The sequence below is a fragment of the Dyella sp. GSA-30 genome, from assembly GCF_027924605.1.
GTDB lineage: Bacteria > Pseudomonadota > Gammaproteobacteria > Xanthomonadales > Rhodanobacteraceae > GSA-30.
In genome coordinates this window covers 5,424,251-5,441,745 of record NZ_AP027042.1, presented here as the reverse complement: position 1 = coordinate 5,441,745, position 17,495 = coordinate 5,424,251, and the positions used below count along the sequence as shown (strand labels likewise).

General features: G+C 61.9%; 14 protein-coding genes and 1 pseudogene. 12 read left to right on the top strand and 3 right to left on the bottom strand.

The genetic code is table 11. The annotated features are described in order from the left end of the window. Positions 1–123 precede the first annotated feature (123 nt). Together QMG46_RS23360 and QMG46_RS23355 are read right to left on the bottom strand one after the other, a co-directional pair. Positions 124–714: a hypothetical protein gene (locus QMG46_RS23360; protein WP_281850302.1), complete on the bottom strand. Its 591-nt coding sequence runs from the start codon at positions 712–714 to the stop codon at positions 124–126. Positions 715–750: 36 nt separating this feature from the next. Next, positions 751–1,752, bottom strand: coding sequence for a polyprenyl synthetase family protein (locus QMG46_RS23355; RefSeq protein ID WP_281850301.1), 1,002 nt, complete (start codon positions 1,750–1,752; stop codon positions 751–753). A gap of 273 nt (positions 1,753–2,025) precedes the next feature. Here QMG46_RS23355 and QMG46_RS23350 point away from each other — a divergent pair, with 273 nt between their 5' ends. The 9 genes from QMG46_RS23350 to QMG46_RS23310 all read left to right on the top strand — a co-directional run bounded on the left by QMG46_RS23350 (position 2,026) and on the right by QMG46_RS23310 (position 13,161). Continuing rightward, positions 2,026–3,012, top strand: a complete 987-nt coding sequence (locus QMG46_RS23350; RefSeq protein WP_281850300.1) for a DedA family protein/thiosulfate sulfurtransferase GlpE — start codon at positions 2,026–2,028, stop codon at positions 3,010–3,012. A 326-nt stretch (positions 3,013–3,338) separates the two neighbouring features. Next, positions 3,339–3,431 (top strand): K(+)-transporting ATPase subunit F, encoded by a 93-nt coding sequence (gene kdpF, locus QMG46_RS23345; protein ID WP_281850299.1) that lies wholly within the window; start codon positions 3,339–3,341, stop codon positions 3,429–3,431. After that, the gene (kdpA, locus tag QMG46_RS23340) at positions 3,428–5,230 is read left to right on the top strand and encodes a potassium-transporting ATPase subunit KdpA (RefSeq protein WP_281850298.1); all 1,803 of its coding nucleotides are present in this window, start codon (positions 3,428–3,430) and stop codon (positions 5,228–5,230) included. Before kdpF ends, kdpA begins: the two co-directional genes overlap by 4 nt. A gap of 4 nt (positions 5,231–5,234) precedes the next feature. After that, positions 5,235–7,307: a potassium-transporting ATPase subunit KdpB gene (gene kdpB, locus QMG46_RS23335; protein WP_281850297.1), complete on the top strand. Its 2,073-nt coding sequence runs from the start codon at positions 5,235–5,237 to the stop codon at positions 7,305–7,307. 25 nt (positions 7,308–7,332) lie between these two features. Then, on the top strand, positions 7,333–7,530 hold the full coding sequence (locus tag QMG46_RS23330) for a hypothetical protein (protein ID WP_281850296.1): 198 nt from the start codon (positions 7,333–7,335) through the stop codon (positions 7,528–7,530). A gap of 107 nt (positions 7,531–7,637) precedes the next feature. After that, positions 7,638–9,110, top strand: coding sequence for an outer membrane beta-barrel protein (locus tag QMG46_RS23325; protein ID WP_281850295.1), 1,473 nt, complete (start codon positions 7,638–7,640; stop codon positions 9,108–9,110). A gap of 10 nt (positions 9,111–9,120) precedes the next feature. Continuing rightward, complete coding sequence (kdpC, locus tag QMG46_RS23320) at positions 9,121–9,696, top strand: potassium-transporting ATPase subunit KdpC (protein ID WP_281850294.1); 576 nt, start codon at positions 9,121–9,123, stop codon at positions 9,694–9,696. Between the two features lie 109 nt (positions 9,697–9,805). Further along, positions 9,806–12,475: an ATP-binding protein gene (locus QMG46_RS23315; RefSeq protein ID WP_281850293.1), complete on the top strand. Its 2,670-nt coding sequence runs from the start codon at positions 9,806–9,808 to the stop codon at positions 12,473–12,475. Further along, the gene (locus QMG46_RS23310) at positions 12,472–13,161 is read left to right on the top strand and encodes a response regulator (RefSeq protein WP_281850292.1); all 690 of its coding nucleotides are present in this window, start codon (positions 12,472–12,474) and stop codon (positions 13,159–13,161) included. Before QMG46_RS23315 ends, QMG46_RS23310 begins: the two co-directional genes overlap by 4 nt. Positions 13,162–13,279: 118 nt before the next feature. Here the strand turns inward: QMG46_RS23310 and QMG46_RS23305 are convergent, their stop codons facing one another. After that, positions 13,280–15,175: an esterase/lipase family protein gene (locus tag QMG46_RS23305; protein WP_281850291.1), complete on the bottom strand. Its 1,896-nt coding sequence runs from the start codon at positions 15,173–15,175 to the stop codon at positions 13,280–13,282. A gap of 118 nt (positions 15,176–15,293) precedes the next feature. Here QMG46_RS23305 and QMG46_RS23300 point away from each other — a divergent pair, with 118 nt between their 5' ends. The 3 genes and pseudogenes from QMG46_RS23300 to QMG46_RS23290 all read left to right on the top strand — a co-directional run. Further along, positions 15,294–16,295 carry an Lnb N-terminal periplasmic domain-containing protein gene (locus tag QMG46_RS23300; RefSeq protein WP_281850290.1) on the top strand — a complete coding sequence of 334 codons (1,002 nt, stop codon included), beginning with the start codon at positions 15,294–15,296 and terminating at the stop codon, positions 16,293–16,295. Between the two features lie 229 nt (positions 16,296–16,524). Then, positions 16,525–17,094, top strand: a complete 570-nt coding sequence (locus tag QMG46_RS23295) for a fimbrial protein (protein ID WP_281850289.1) — start codon at positions 16,525–16,527, stop codon at positions 17,092–17,094. Between the two features lie 207 nt (positions 17,095–17,301). After that, a pseudogene (locus QMG46_RS23290) lies at positions 17,302–17,478 on the top strand (conjugal transfer protein TrbN); the annotation flags it as partial. Positions 17,479–17,495: the final 17 nt, after the last annotated feature.

Genomic DNA, 17,495 nt, shown 5'->3' with positions numbered 1-17,495 from the left:
AGTGCGAAACAATGAGGCGTCCTCATTCGGCTCCCTCTCCCCTGAGCTTTGCCGGGGGAGAGGGTTGGGGTGAGGGGGAGCTTTCGGTCCTGCTCATAACAAAGTCGCTATCGAACGGTCGTTTCAGGCGATCTGCACAACCCGCGCCTTGTCGCAAAGCGGATAGCTCGCCATGAAATTACTCAGCAACGCATGCATTCGCTCGAACGATGGGCCATACATGTAAAGCGCCGTTTCGGTCGGCCCCTGCCAGTAGCTGTGGATGCTGCCTTCTTTGCCCAGCAGCTCGGCAAAGGTACGGTAGACCACATTGGAATCGCACTCGGCGTAAACCGAATCGGGTAATTCCGTACCGTTGAGGTAGACCGCGAGGCCTTCGTTCCGGCCGATCGGAATATCCTCTTTGCCCGCACCGAGGATGAGCTTGGAGCCTTTCGGTGCGCCCAGTGCCTCCACTTGCCGTACAAGTAGGGCAAGCACATCCTCGTTGGTATCAGTCAGCTCGACCTCGACATCGCAATACTGGATTTCGCCAACCTCGCTGAGCAGGCTGCCGCCGCCATCGACGGCACCCAGCTTCTTTGCACGCAAGAACGCATCGAGCGGATCTTCGTAGATCTCTCCGCGATGTATCGGCTGCACGCGGTCGTTGAGATTGACGGTGACATGTCCGGGCTGCTTGCCGGGCCTGGATTTGAAGAGCTTGCCTAGCACTGGACTTCCCCTGTCAAAAGCGCCGATCGGCGCCGATCAGAATTTGCGTTCCACCGAATAGTCGGCCAGGGCGCTGAGTGCGTCACGGTAAGTCGATGGCGGCAGGTGATCGAGTGCGCTACGTGCGGCATCGGCATGCATGACGGCACGCTCGTGCGTGCGTTCCAGTGCACCTGAGTCGCGGATGGCGGCGATGATGCGATCGAGCGAATCCAGGCCACCATGTTCGATCGCATGTCGCAGCGATTGCGCCTGTTCCGGGCTGGCGTTCTTCAGCGCATAGATCAGCGGCAGCGTGGGTTTGCCTTCGGCCAGATCGTCACCGATGTTCTTGCCCAGGGTATCGGCGTCGGATACGTAGTCGAGCAGATCGTCGGCGATCTGGAAGGCGTAGCCCAGTTCCATGCCGTAACGGCGCAGCGCGGTGACCTGATGGTCCGGCAGGCCGCCGAGGATGCCACCCAGCTCCGTTGCGGCCGCGAACAGCACGGCCGTCTTGCGTTCGATCACGGCGAGGTAGGCTGCCTCGTCGACGTCGGCATTGCCGATGTTGAGCAACTGCAGCACTTCGCCTTCGGCGATCGTGTTGGTGGTGTCGGCGAGGATGCGCATGATGCGCATATCGTCCAACTCGACCATCAGCTGGAACGAGCGCGAATAGAGAAAATCGCCGACCAGTACGCTGGCTGCGTTGCCCCAGAGCGCATTGGCGGTCTTGCGGCCGCGGCGCAGGTCCGACTCGTCGACCACGTCGTCGTGCAGCAGCGTCGAGGTATGGATGAATTCGATAACAGCGGCCAGCTTGATGTGCTGTTCGCCGCGATAACCTGCCGCCGCCGCGGAAAGTACGTGCAACATCGGGCGCAGGCGCTTGCCGCCGCTGGCGATGATGTGGTCGGCAATCTGGTTGATCAGGACCACGTCCGACGAGAGGCGGTGACGGATCAGCGTATCGACGCGCTGCATGTCGGCGGCGGCGAGCGCGCGCACGGCGGCGAAGTCGGCGGTACGGATGGCGTCGGCAGGTATCGTGGTCATGTGGGAGTCGCAGTTACGAATGAGCCGGATTATAGACGTAGAGCAAGGCCAGTCCGCGACTGAGACTTTCTGTCCGGGGCTATCGGGTAGGTGCTGTTGCGGCGCGTGGGCGTTGCAATAGCTTAAACTTGCGCCATCGGAGGGCTGGGGCCGGTACGCGGGAAAGCGACCCGGTAGGGTCCGTTACCGGCGCTGATCCAGTGTTTGCAATTCGGCCGCCGCGCCCCCAGATGGGGCGAAGCGGGGGGAATAAACCGATCGAGGCGTCTGCCGATGGCCAGCCAAATTATCGCTCTGATTGCGGAGTACGGCGCCCTTCTGGTGTTTTTCAATGTCCTGGTCGAACAGGCCGGCCTGCCCGTGCCCGCCGTGCCGACCATGGTGGTCGCCGGTGCCCTGGCCGCCAATGGCCAGCTGCCCTTGGCCACGGTCGTGGCGGCTGCGGTGCTCGGCTGCCTGCTTAGCGATCTGGTCTGGTACTGGGCCGGGCGTCGTTATGGGTCCGGCGTCATGCGCACTATCTGCCGCATCTCGCTCTCCCCCGATTCCTGCGTAAAACAATCCGAGCTGCGCTTTCAGCGCTGGCGCGGGCGCGTGTTGCTGATCGCCAAGTTCGTGCCGGGCCTGTCGACGGTGGCGCCGCCCCTGGTGGGTGCCATGGGGTTGCGGCCTTGGGCGTTCATAGCGCTGGATGTGGCCGGTTCGCTGATCTGGGCGGGTGTCGCTATCGGCCTTGGCTACGTCTTCTCGGCGCAGATCGATCATGTACTGAACCTGCTGGCCAGCGCCGGCACGGTCGCGCTGGAAATCATCGCCGTACTGCTCGCCCTTTATATCGCCGCCAAATGGTGGCAGCGCCGGCGCCTGCTGCATTCGTTGCGGATGGCGCGCATTACGGTCGACGAGCTGTCCGGTGCGATTGCCTCTGGGGCGTCGCCGATCGTGGTGGACGTGCGTTCCTCGGCGGCGCGGGTGGTCGACACGCGGATCATCCCAGGAGCCGTCCTGGCGGATCTGAAAAGCATGGAGCAGGCGCTGCACGATATTCCGACCGACCGCGAGCTGATCATCTACTGCAACTGCCCGAACGAGACCTCCGCCGCGATCGCGGCCAAGGCGCTGATCGATCGGGGGTATCGTCATGTGAGGCCGCTGCTTGGCGGCCTGGATGCGTGGGATGCCGCCGGTTACGCGATCGAGCATCTGGCGCCTGAGAAAGATGAGGGTGTGATGATCGTGCCGACGCATACGGCGGCTTGATCCCTGGCAAGAGCCTCCCCCTCACCCCAGCCCTCTCCCCCGGCTGAGCCGGGGGAGAGGGCTGGGGTGAGGGGGGCGTTTACATCCTCGATGTAAAAATTTACGCGTTCTATACGCGACCCGCCCAAACCGCTACCCCTTTCTTATGTGCCGATTCCTATAGTGCGCGTCGTTGCACTACCTCCTTCGATCGGCATCCCATGGATATCGTCTATCTGCTGTTTTGTTTAGTGCTCAGTGCAGCCAGCATCGGCTTTCTGCTGATCTGCGACCGCCTCGGCAAACGTCCCTGACGCGAATCCTCGCGTAAGCCACCAGGAATTCCCATGACCTTTGTTTATGTCGTGGCCACCGTTATTGCGGTGGCGCTGACGGGCTACCTGTGCGTGGCCCTGCTCAAACCGGAGTGGTTCGAATGACCACGAACGATATTCTTCAGGTAGCCATCTATCTAGTCGTGCTGTTGCTGCTGGTCAAGCCAGTGGGGCAGTACATGGCCTTGGTATTTGCCGATACGCCCAATCGCGTCAATCGACTGGGTGCGGGTGTGGAGCGCCTGATGTATCGCGCCTCCGGTATCCGTGCCGAGGACGACATGGGTTGGCGTCGCTATGCGATGACCATGCTGCTGTTCAATATCGCCGGCCTGCTGGTGGTGTACCTGTTGCAGCGCGTGCAGCAGTGGTTGCCGCTCAACCCACAGCATTTCACGGCGATCACGCCGGATTCGGCCATGAATACGGCCATCAGCTTCGCCAGCAACACCAACTGGCAAGCGTATTCCGGCGAGAACGCGATGAGCTATCTCACGCAGATGCTCGGCCTGGCGGTGCAGAACTTCCTCTCTGCCGCGACCGGTATCGCTGTGCTGATCGCGGTCATTCGCGGCTTCACGCGCAAGAGCTCGTTGAGCATCGGCAATTTCTGGGTCGACATGACGCGCAGCGTCTTGTACATCCTGCTGCCGTTCTCGCTGGTCATGGCATTGCTGCTGGTTTCGCAGGGCGTGGTGCAGAACTTCAAGGCCTACGTCGACGTGCCGTTGACCCAGCACATCGTGCAGGTGGAGCAGGTCAAGGATGCCCAGGGCAATGTGCTCAAGGATGCGGCCGGTCATGACGTGACGAAAGAGTCGCCGGTCGATACGCAGAGCTTGCCGATGGGGCCGGCCGCATCGCAGATTGCAATCAAGCAGCTGGGCACCAACGGCGGCGGCTTCTTCGGCGCCAACTCCGCGCACCCTTACGAGAACCCGACGCCGCTTGCCAACTTTATCGAGATGCTGGCGATCTTCCTGATTCCGGGCGGTCTTTGCATCACCTTTGGCAGCATGGTCGGCGACCGGCGACAAGGCTGGGCAATTCTCGCCACCATGCTGCTGATTTTTGTGCCGCTGGCCATCGGTGTGGTAGCCGCCGAGCAGGCTGGTAACCCGGCGCTGCATGGTCTGGCTGTCGATCAGCAAGCCACCGCGTTGCAGCCGGGTGGCAACATGGAAGGCAAGGAAACGCGCTTCGGTATCGCCGCCAGTGGCCTGTTCACCGCGATCACCACGGCCGCTTCCTGTGGCGCGGTCAACAATGCGCACGATTCGCTCACTCCACTGGGTGGCCTGGTACCGATGTGGCTGATGCAGCTGGGCGAGGTGATCTTCGGCGGCGTCGGTTCGGGTCTTTACGGCATGCTCGCATTCGCGGTCGTCGCGGTGTTCATTGCTGGCCTGATGGTGGGCCGTACGCCCGAATACCTCGGTAAGAAGATCGAAGCGTACGAGATGAAGATGGCCAGCCTGGCCGTGCTGCTGCCGTGTGCCCTGGTCGTGATCTGTACCGCGATTGCGGTGATGGCGCCAGCGGGTGTCGCCGGTGTCAGCAACCCCGGTGCGCATGGCTTCAGCGAAGTGCTCTATGCGGTCAGCTCGGCCTCGAACAACAACGGCAGCGCATTCGGTGGTCTGTCGACCAACACCCCGTTCTGGAACGTCTTGCTGGGTGTGTGCATGTTCTTCGCACGCTTTCCGCTGGCCATCGCGATGTTGGCCATGGCCGGCTCGCTGGCCGCCAAGCGCCACGTACCGCCGTCGGCTGGCACCTTGCCCACGCATACGCCGCTGTTTGTCACCTTGCTTGCCTGCGTGGTGATCGTGGTCGGCGCGCTTACTTTCCTTCCGGCTCTGGCACTTGGCCCGATCGCCGAATACCTGATGTCAGGGCATTGATTCGATGACTACTCAAACCCATGCCGTGCGCGGCTTCGACCGCGACTTGATTCTCAAGGCCGTGGCCGATTCGTTCCGCAAGCTATCGCCGCGGCTGCAGTTCCGCAACCCGGTGATGTTCGTGGTGTTCGTATGCAGCGTGTTGACCACGCTGTTGTGGGTCCAGGCTCTGGCCGGCCATGGCGAGGCGCCGACCGCGTTCATTTTCTGGGTCAGCGTCTGGCTGTGGTTCACGCTGCTGTTTGCCAACTTTGCCGAAGCGCTGGCCGAAGGTCGCGGCAAGGCTCAGGCGGCTGCGTTGCGCAGTTCGCGCAAGAACGTCATGGCCAAGAAACTGGCCGGTCCGCAGCGCGATGCGGCGATCACCTTTGTCGAGTCGAGCGAGTTGCGCAGCGGCGACCATGTACTGGTCGAGGCTACCGAACTTTTGCCCGGCGACGGTGAAGTCGTGGTCGGTGCGGCCAGTGTCGACGAAAGCGCTATTACCGGCGAATCCGCGCCGGTGATCCGCGAATCGGGCGGCGACCGCAGTGCGGTCACCGGCGGTACGCGTGTGCTTTCCGACTGGTTGGTGGTGCGTATCACCAGCAATCCGGGCGAGAGCTTTCTCGATCGCATGATCGCGATGGTCGAAGGTGCGGCGCGCCGCAAGACGCCGAACGAGATTGCGCTGACAATCCTGCTGGCCAAGTTCACGCTGATCTTCCTGCTGGCGTGTTCCACCTTGCTGCCGTATTCGATCTATAGCGTGCAGGTCGCCGGGAAGGGCAACCCGATCACGCTGACCGTGCTGGTTGCGCTGCTGGTTTGTCTGATTCCCACCACCATCGGTGCCTTGCTGTCGGCCATCGGTATTGCGGGCATGGACCGCATGATCCGCGCCAATGTCATCGCCACCTCGGGTCGTGCGGTGGAAGCGGCTGGCGACGTTGACGTGCTGTTGCTGGACAAGACCGGCACCATCACCCTGGGCAACCGCCAGGCGGTCGCCTTCATGCCGGCACCGGGCATTGAAGAGAGCATCCTTGCCGACGCGGCTCAGCTGGCTTCGCTGGCCGATGAAACGCCCGAAGGCCGCAGCGTGGTCGTGCTGGCAAAAGAACGCTTTGGTCTGCGCGAGCGCCAGCTCGAAGCCGGTCACGCACAGTTTGTCCCGTTCACTGCGCAAACCCGCATGAGCGGTGTCGACATCGGCGAGCGTCATATCCGCAAGGGCGCGCTCGATGCAGTCGAACGCTATCTGGATTCGCTGGGCAGCCATTTGCCGCCGCTGGTCAAGCGCATGGCCGAAGACATCGCACGTCGTGGCGCCACGCCGCTGATCGTTACCGAGGGTTCGACCGCGCTGGGCGTGATCGAGCTGAAGGACATCGTCAAGGGCGGTATCCGCGAACGCTTCGCCGAGATGCGCCGCATGGGCATCAAGACGGTGATGATTACCGGCGACAACCCGCTCACCGCCGCGGCGATCGCCGCTGAAGCCGGGGTGGACGATTTCCTCGCCGAGGCGACCCCGGAAGCCAAGCTGAAATTGATTCGCAGCATCCAGGCCGAGAACCGTCTGGTTGCCATGTGCGGCGACGGTACCAACGATGCTCCGGCACTGGCTCAGGCCGATGTCGCGGTAGCGATGAATACCGGCACACAGGCGGCCAAGGAAGCCGGCAACATGGTCGACCTGGACTCCAACCCGACCAAGTTGATCGAGGTGGTGGAGATCGGCAAGCAGATGCTGATCACGCGCGGCGCGTTGACGACCTTTTCGATCGCCAACGATATCGCCAAGTATTTCGCGATCATTCCGGCGGCGTTCGCCACCACCTATCCGGCGCTCAATGCGCTCAACGTGATGCATCTGGCTACGCCGCAGAGCGCGATCCTGTCAGCGGTCATTTTCAACGCGTTGATCATCATCTTTCTGATTCCGCTGGCACTCAAAGGCGTCAAGTACCGCGCGCTGGGCGCGGGTGCGCTGCTGCGTCGCAATCTGCTGGTCTATGGCCTCGGCGGCATCGCCGTGCCGTTCGTCGGCATCAAATTGATCGACCTGTTGCTGGTGCTGTGCGGTCTCGCCTAATTCCCGACAAGGATCAAAGCAAGCGATGAATACCCTGAAGCTCTCGGTTTCCCTCCCCGACGAAACACACCCCGATATGGAGTTGCGTCTGTCGGCCAACGACTCGCCCTGCGATGTGGTGATTGCACTACCCATGCACGCCAAGGTGCGCGTCGCGCCACACGATAGTGAGGCGACGCAGCAGGACGATGAGTATGTACGGGGCGGGTACGCCGGGATCTAACGCGAAGGCTCGATAGTGGGCGCGTCTGAAACCGCGCTCACTAAAAGCTTCGGATTGTTGTTTCAACCACCAGAGGCGGTCCGTTGCGGGACCGGATTCGAATTACTATGTCTGTAAAGAAAGTTCTAGCTGTTGCCGTGATGATGGCGCTGATCCCCGTTGGCAAGGCGCTGGCCGATGACGCGCCGCAAGCGGCGAGCCAGGCCTTGGGGCCGCCTGCCGCGAGTCGCCCCGCGAGCGACGACTGCTCACAGGGGTTTGGCTCGCGCCTTGCTGCGGCCTACCGTGAAGATGCACAGCCGTCGGATCCGAACGCTCCCGCTCCACAGCGCCGCGCGATGGATGCGCCGCTCGACTCACCGCCCTTTCCCAATGGCGAATGGCAGCTCGGCGGTGTCGCGGCGCCCATCGGCGTGCCGGTGGCCTACGGCCAGTATCCGCTGCAAAAAGCGCTCGCCTGCACCAGCCTCGGCAACTGGATGAAGCGCAACCGTGTCGAGATCAACGGTTGGATCAATCCGTCGGCCAACGTGAGTTCGTCCAGCTTTACGAACTATCCGTTGTCGTATGCGACGCGGCCCAACCGCGTAGAGTTCGATCAGCTCGTCATCAACCTTACCCGCGTGGAAGACACGGTCCAGACCGATCATGTGGATTGGGGCTTCAACATCTCCACCTTGTATGGTTACGACTATCACTACACCGTGACCAAGGGCGTGTTCAGCAACCAGCTGCTCAACCATCCCAATTCGAATGGCCCGCTGCCTGGCAAGGTCTACGGCATCGATCCGATGCTGTTCTATTACGACCTTTACATCCCCTCCGTCGCCGAGGGCATGGTGATTCGTTTCGGCCGTTACTTGTCGCTACCCGATATCGAGGCGCAGTTCTCGCCGCAGAACTACCTGGTGACTCATTCGATCCTGTACACGGTCGACCCGTATACCCAGACCGGCATCATGACCACGACGCGGCTCAGCCAGCAGTGGACGTTGCAGCTCGGCGTCAACGCCAGCAATGACACGGCCCCGTGGAATCGTTCGGCACGACCCTCGCTGCAGGCCTGCGTGCGTTGGGTGTCCAAAGACAACAACGACATGCTGTATCCCTGCGTCAACAACTGGAATACATCTGACTACAACTACAACAACGTGCAGATGTACGTGATGACCTGGGGTCACCGCTTCAGCTCCAAGGTGCACATGCAGACCGAGGCCTACTACATGTACGGCCGCAATATTCCGGGCTTCGGGCCGGACGGTGAGCCGGGTGTCGTGGCCTCGTCGCCATACCCAGGCAAGGCTGGTGAATACGGTGCGGTGAACTACCTGAACTTCGAATTGAACTCCAGCAACATGCTGACGTTCCGCAACGAGTTCTACAACGACCAGAAGGGTCAGCGCACCGGCTATGCCACGAAGTACAGCAGCCACACCCTGGGCCTGACGCACTGGGTATCGTCGGATCTGGAGATTCGCCCGGAGCTCCGCTACGAGCACTCCTACGACGTAAACGCATACAACGCCGGCAAGAAGAACTATCAGGCAGTCGCCATCGTCGACGCCATCCTGCACTACTGAGGTAAACACCGTGAAGCAGCTACGCCTCATCGTTACGATGCTTTTGTTGATGACGCTGATCACCGGCGTCATCTATCCCCTGGTCGTCACCGGTGCGGCGCAGCTGCTGTTTCCGGCCAAAGCCAACGGCAGTCTGATCGAGCATGACGGCCATGCCGTCGGTTCGAGCCTGATCGGTCAGTCCTTTACCGACCCGAAGTATTTCTGGGGCAGGCCATCGGCGACCGCGCCGATGGCCAATAACGGCAATGCATCGACCGGTTCCAACCTTGGGCCTACCAATTCGGCGTTGACCGATGCCGTCAAGCAGCGCATCGATGCGTTGCATGCAGCCGATCCAGGCAATAGCGCAATCATCCCTTCGGACCTGGTGACCGCATCGGGCAGTGGACTCGATCCGGAGATCACACCCGCTGCGGCGCAGTATCAGCTGGCGCGTGTGGCCCGGTTGCGTGGTTTGAGCGAGGATCAGGTGCGTGGCCTGGTGGCAGCGGCCAGTTCGGGTCGTCAGTTGGGCGTGCTCGGCGAGGCTCGGGTGAATGTGCTGCAGCTCAACCTTGCACTTGACGACCTGCAAAAGCGTTAGACTTTTTGGAAACTCGCGCTTTGCGGGAAAAGCTTAACCCTACGGACAAGGCCATGCAGCCAAAAAACAGAGATTCATCCTGCATGGTCGTTTCCCGGATTGCGGGGGCATGATGGGTACGTCCGGGCCTTCCCGCGAAGCGCGAGCCGACGCTTTGCTCGATGCCGCCAGCGAAGATCGCGAGCGTCGCCTGAAAGTCTTTCTGGGCGCGGCTCCGGGTGTCGGCAAGACCTTTGCGATGCTCTCGGCCGCAAGAGAGCTCAAGCGTCAGGGCATCGACGTCGTCGTCGGCCTGGTCGAAACCCATGGCCGCGCGGAAACCCAGGCCTTGCTGGAAGGGCTGGAGGAACTGCCGCGCCGTCCCGTCGAATATCGCGGCAAGTCATTTACCGAGTTCGATCTCGATGCGGCACTCGCACGGCGACCGGCGGTGGTGCTGGTCGACGAACTCGCGCACCGCAACCTGCCTGGCAGCAGGCATGAGCGGCGCTGGCAGGACATTGCCGAGCTGCTCGAAGCGGGCATCGAGGTCTATACCGCGCTGAACGTGCAGCACCTGGAAAGCCTCAATGACCAGGTGCGGCGCATTACCGGCGTCACGGTGCGTGAAACGGTACCCGATGCGTTTCTCGATCGCGCACGCGACATCGTGCTGGTCGACCTTCCGCCACGTGAATTGATCCAGCGCCTGAAGCAGGGCAAGGTCTATGTGCCGGAAACGGCCGCTGCCGCGCTGGATGCGTTCTTCTCACCCACGAATCTCGTCGCCCTGCGCGAACTGGCGGTGGACACCGTTGCCGGGCATGTCGACAGTGACCTGCGCGAACACATGCTGGCGCGCGGTGGCGTCATGCCGGTCCGCCGGCGTGTTCTCGCGGCGATCGACGGGCATACGCAAAGCGAGTATCTCGTACGCATCGCCCGACGTATCGCCGAACGTCGCGGCGCGCCGTGGAGCGTTGCCTTCGTCGATACCGGTAGCACGCTGGACAAGGCGCGGCGTGAGCGCCTCGACAGTGCGATGCGGCTGGCACGTCGCCTTGGGGGCGACGCCGTGGTGTTGCGCGGACATGCCATTGCCGATGAGCTGATCTCGCATGCCGATCGCGAAGGCATTGGCCAGATCATCCTGGGCCGCACGCGCGAACGGCCGTTGGCGCGCATGCTGGGTCGCTCGTTGACGCAGCAGTTGCTGCGCTACGGCGCACACCTGGAATTGACCATCATTGCCACGCCGGCCGAGCGCGCGCAATCGCGCCGACGCCTGCGCATGCCGGGTGGGCGAGGGCGGCGCGACGAGTACGTCTACGCCACGCTCGCCACGCTGGTCGCATTCGGCCTGTCGTTTATCGCTGATCGTTATCTGTCCGTAGCGAATCTGGCATTGATCTTTCTTACCGCCGTACTGGTGGTGGCGGTACGTACGCGCATGGCTGTGGCGGTCTACACCGCCGTACTGTGTTTTCTTGGCTACAACTTCTTCTTCGCGCCGCCGCGTTACACGCTGGCGATCTCCAATGTGGACGATCTGCTGGCGGTAACCCTGTTTCTGGTCGCTGCGCTGGTGTGCAGCCGGCTCGCTACCCGTTTGGCCAGCCAGGTCGAGTCGATGCGTGCGGCGCATGCCCATGCGCGTGCGTTGCTGGCGCTCGGACAGCGCTTGTCGACCAGCACCGATGCGTCCGGCATTCGTGAAGTGGGCGCCGCGGCATTGGCGCATGCCCTGCGTTGCGACGTGGCCATACTCGCGCGAGACGCGTCCCAGATACTGCACGTGATCGCTACCGCACCGCGCGATTTTCATCTCATTGCACAGGATCTCGCCGCCGCCGAGTGGAGCGAGCAGCATGCCGAGCAAGCCGGTCGTTATACCGATACCTTGAACGCCGCACCCTGTTGGGTGCTTCCCCTCGGCGGCGAAGGCACGCATCTGGGCGTGGCGGCATTGCGCTTCGATGCCGAGGCGGGCGAGCCAGACCCGGACAAGCGCAGCCTTGCCCTGGCGATGGCGCAGGACATCGGCCAGGCGCTGGAGCGTGCGCGCTTGACCGACGAGCTGGAAGGTGCGCGAGTGCAGGGCGAAACCGAGCGCCTGCGTAATGCGCTGCTTTCGTCGGTGTCGCATGACTTGCGCTCGCCGCTTGCCTCGATGATCGGTTCGGCCGGTACTCTTTCCAGCTATGGTGACCAATTGCCGAAACAGGAGCGCCAGGAACTGCTGGACGCCATCCTTGGCGAGGGCCAGCGGCTGGATCGCTATATCCAGAACCTGCTCGACATGACGCGCCTGGGTCACGGCACGCTCAAGCTCAACCGTGATTGGACCGATGCAGCCGAAATCGTCGCCGCTGCGGTGACTCGCCTGCGCAAGTTGTTTCCGGATCTGCGCGTGGAAACAGCCCTGCCACCGGATACCGTGCTGCTGTTTGTGCACCCGGCACTGATCGAGCAGGCGCTGTTCAATATCCTGGAAAATGCAGCGCGCTTCTCGCCGCCCGATCAGCCGGTACGCGTACTGGTGCGTGCTCATACGGACAAGCAGCAGATCACCATCGACGTGATCGATCGTGGTCCGGGCATTCCCGAAGACGAACGCGCGCTCATCTTCGACATGTTCTATTCCGTCTCGCGTGGGGACCGCGCGCCGCAAGGCACCGGCCTGGGGCTGGCGATCTGCCGGGGCATGATCGGCGCCCATGGCGGCAGCGTCGAGGCCTTGCCTGGCGACGGCATCGGCACGACTATCCGCATTACGTTGCCGCTACCCACACCGCCATGACCTCTGCCATTCCCTGCGTGCTCGTGATCGACGACGAGGCGCAGATCCGAAAGTTCCTCGATATCGGCCTGCGCGCCGAAGGCTACGAGGTATTGCTGGCGGCCAACGGCGAAGAGGGATTAGCGCTGGCGGCCACGCGCAGCCCCGATCTGGTCATCCTGGACCTGGGCCTGCCTGACCGTGAGGGCCACGAGGTGCTGGCCGACCTGCGCCAATGGAGTCAGCTGCCGGTGTTGGTGCTTTCCGTGCGCGACACCGAGAAAGAAAAGGTGCGCGCACTGGATGCGGGCGCCAACGACTACGTCACCAAGCCCTTCGGTATCCAGGAGTTGATGGCGCGCCTGCGCGCATTGCTACGCAATCGGCCCGGTGAGGTTGAGGCGCTGCCGCGCTACGACGATGACCGCCTGCATGTCGACCTGGCCCAGCGTGAGGTGACCCTCGATGGTCAGGTATTGTCGTTGACGCGCAAGGAATACGCCGTGCTGGCGATGTTGCTGCGCCACAGCGGTCGCGTGGTGACGCAGCAGCAGTTATTGCGTGAACTATGGGGGCCGACACATGTCGAGGACACCCACTACCTGCGTATTGTGATCGGCAAGCTTCGCCAGAAGCTGGGAGACGACCCGACGACGCCGCGCTGGCTGAAAACCGAGCCTGGGGTGGGATACCGGTTCCTGGCGTGAGCCTCGGCGGGACGGTCGCGACTGAAGTCGCTCCTACAAGTTAGGAGAGGCCCAGCTAGCTTGTAGGAGCGACTTCAGTCGCGACCCACCGTGACGCAACCGCAAGTTCCATCCGTCGCTAAGGCCTGCTCGCCGCCGCCGTTTCCGCATGCAACTTGAGTATCCGCCGCAGTTCGAGAATGGCGGCCGACGTCTCCTGCACGCTATGCCATGCCGGTATCGCCAATTCGGAGTCGGCGCCGTCCAGGTGCGCGCTTCGATACGGCACTACACCGTCGCTGGAGTCGATCAGTGGGCCGTTGGGCTTATACACGCCGACGATCGTGTGGTAATGCACCGCTGGCGAGATGGGCAGATCCGCGGCCGCCTTGACGAAGGGATCGCTGTCACTGAGGTTGTCGATGCTGGTGGGAATGCGTGCCGGCGTACCGTCGGGCGTATCGTTCTTGAGCAAGTCGGAGAAACTGGCGACTTCCTTGATCACATTCACGGGCAGCCGGATCAGGTTGACGATCAGGCGCGCAAGGCGATATTTCGCCAGTGGCGTGCCTCGATGCGGGGAGGCCATGAATACCGCGCGTGTGACCTGCGGCATCGGCGTAAATTGCAAATAGGGTGCAAGACGCTGACGCAGCCGCGCCTGCTTGGCTGGAGACAGATCGGAACGGGTCGGGATGACGTTCCACAATCGATCGCCGCTGGACGACACCAGCAGTCGCGCGATCACGCCGCCCATGCTGTGTCCCACGAGCACGACATTGTTCGATGCGCGCGCCTTGCCGCCCGGGTCGAAATGCCGGAACGTGGCGTCGAGCGCCTTGCGAATGCCGGCAAGGTTGACCGCGATCGGCGCATTGGTGGGGTAGTAGACCTCCCACACCTGGTAGTTCTTACGCAACGCCTCATCACCCATGACCTCGTTGGCCACGTTGATCCAGGCCTCGGGGCTGCTCGCCAGGCCGTGCAGCATGACGACAGTAAGCCGGTTCGGGTCATAGGGCTGCATCAACAGCACGCGCGGTGTCGTAATGCCGCCTTCCCTGCCAAGCAGGGAGCGGATCGATTGGCTGGCGAAGCCGGACCGGGCCAGCCAGATGCCATACGGGGCCGTGAAATCCGCAGCGAGCGGGACCGAGCGGCCGCCGACGGCGATCGTGTCGTCGCTATAGGGGTTCCTGGCCATGAGCTGGATGCGCCGGGTCGCCAATACCGCATCCAGCGTCGTGCCATCGAATACCAGGGCGCCGGTGGCCGGTACATACTCCGGTTCCCGCCACGGGATCTCGTTATCGCCGGTGACGGGCGGCGCGACGGCCACGAACTCGGTGCCAAACCCATCGCGTCGATAGACGTTGCGCACGCCGTTGAACCGTAATGTCGAGGCGGGGATCAATTCCGATGGCGCGTTAACACCGCCAGCCAGCCGCAGGTCGGCCTGAGGCGGCAGAAAGGTCCAGTTGGCCAGGGAAGCCTGCGTCCACTCCGGTGTGAGGTGCGGCAATTCCTGGAACAGTCGTGCAATGGCGCGCTGGGCGGAAAAATTGTAGAAGCCGATGACCTGCACCTGGCGCAACTCGAATACGCGGTCTTCAGGGCGGCGCTGCGTGTAAAAAAGATACGCATAGGCATAACGCGACGCCTGCAGGAACGCATCCAGGGTCGAGTCGTCCATCTCGGCGTCTTTGTCCGCGCGATCGTTACGGATCGCCTTGCCCAACCAGAGTTCGGAAAGCGCGGAAAGCCGTTGCTCGTCATTGAGCCCCGCCGACGCCTTTACCGTATCCACGCAGGCGTCGAAAGCCTTGGTGCAGGCATCCGGGTTGAGCGCGACCACATTGAGCGACTGCAGGGTCTGGTCGCTGACCCGACCGGTAGCGATAACGTCGTTGCGTTGGCCGCTGATGTATTCGTGCGACTTGACGCGACTCACCCCGACCATCGCGCATGCGCTCAGGCATAGCGACATCGCGAGTACAGCGTATCGTGCGATCCAGGTCCTCGATCCAGGTGTCATGGAGCCCTATGCCGATGTATTCGGGGAGTCGGCGGATTCTAAGCCAATCATGCATTGCCTTGATGTCTTCAACATTGCACCCTTGCCAAGGGCATCCACACACCGCGGGAAAGAGACGATGAGCATAGGGCGGAGGATGGGCAGGGCGGCGCTGGCGGGCCTGGTAGTGCTTGTCACGGTACTGTCCGGGCTATGGGGCGCCCTGGCGCTCTGGTATCAACTGCCCCTGGGTTCGGTCATGCGAACCGTGGCGGCCGCCGTCTGGCTGATTGGCGCGATTGCGCTGCTGGTGTTCGCCGCTGTCCAGCGCAGCTGGCTGCCGCTGGCGGCCTATGGTCTGGCCTATCTTGTTCTGCTGGGATGGTGGGCGACGATCAAGCCGTCCAACGACCGGATCTGGTCCGACGACGTGGCGCAATTGCTCAGCGGCACGGTGCAGGGCAGCCAGGTCACGCTGCAGCATGTGCGCAACTTTACCTGGCGTACGGACGACGACTATGACGTTCATTGGGAAACGCGCCAATACGACCTCGAACATCTGGTGTCGGCCGATGCGGTGCTGTCGTACTGGGGAAGCCCGGCGATCGCGCACGCGATGATCTCCTTCGGCTTCGACGACGGACGGCATGTGGTTTTTTCCGTCGAGATCCGCAAGGAGCGCGGGGAGAGCTATTCGCCGATCGGCGGCTTCTTCCGTCAGTTCGAGACGATTCTTGTCGCAGCCGACGAGCGCGACATTATCCGCGTGCGAACCAATGTGCGCGGCGAAGACGATTACCTGTATCCATTGCAGATGGACAAGCAAGCGATGCGTGCGCTTTTTCTATCGTATGTGCAGGCGGCCAACGAACTGGTCGGCACACCGACGTTCTACAACACCTTGACGTCCAACTGCACCACGATCGTCTACCGCATGGCCAGACAGATCAGCACGGATCTGCCGCGAGACTATCGTCTGCTGTTGACCGGCTATCTTCCCGAGTATTTCCATGACGTGGGTGTCGTGGATCGGAGCATCTCGGTCGATCAGCTCCGTCAGCGCAGCCGGATCACCGATCTGGCCAGGCGCAGCGGTCGGGCGGATGATTTTTCAAAAGCGATTCGCGCGCGCGCAGAGTGATCCGTACCGATGCATCTACGGCGGTGTCAGGTGTAGTTCTGCTTTTTTTGAATATTTGTCATCGAATAATTTCGTGATTAAAATCAAATATTTAAAATAAATTCTAAAGAACTGTTTGCGGTGTGCGAGGAGAATTCGCCTACGGAACGCGGGGTTATTCTCCTTCACTCGAAAGACCCGCGTCCGTAGGTCGGTAGCTACCGACTTTCATTCCCACAGGATTGATTGGATGAATCTGAAGCTTCTCTCTTCCGCACTGCTGGCTGCGGCGCTGGCTGCGCCGTCCGCGTTTGCCGCCGATGGCATCATTACCTTCAATGGCGCGATTACTACGACATCGTGCCTCATCAATGGCGCTGCGCCCGGCGCGCCGGCATCGAGCTTCACCGTTACCATGCCGACCGTGAACACGTCTTCGATGCCGAACATCAGCGATACCGCCGGCGCGACGGGCTTTCGCATTCGGATCGGCGGTGCTGGTGACACCAATTGCACCAACGGTACGAGGGTGTACGCTCACTTCGAGCCTGGTCCGACCGTGGATCCCACGACGGGATCGCTGATTCTGCAGGGCACAGGCGCTGCGGCCGGCGTGCAAATCGAGTTGGCCAATAAGCTCGGCAGCAAGATCGACATCTTCAATGATCAGGACAGCTCGCAGATCAAGGAAGTTGTCGCAAACAATGAGGCGACGCTTGCGTACATCTCGCGCTACGTGCGCACCGGCGCCGTTACGGCCGGTCCGGCGAACAGCTCTGTGATGTACACGGTCAGCTACGAAGCTGCGCCGTCGCCGTAAACGCGCCGCCAAGCGTCTTTGCTCGGGTGGCCGGCCCATTCGGCGGCCTCCCTTTTGCAAAGCATCGATCATCTTCCTGATGTTGGATATTGTGTCGTGAAAAAAAGGAAGATCGCACTTAAGTGTGTGATGGCATTGATCTCGGGGTTTTTCATTGCCAATCAGCCGGCGAACGCGGGCGTGGTGCTTAATGGTACGCGATTCATCTATGCCTATCAACTCGCGGCTTGGCGACTGCGCGGGCACCTGCACGAGGACAGGGGAGACATCTGGACCCGTGTCGCCAACTACCACTCGCGGACGCCTCGTTTCAACGAGCGGTATCGCGCACAGTTAATGCGCAGGGCATATGACTGGGAACAGTGGCTGAGTGCGCAATTTCCCGTTCGCATCGTCAACGA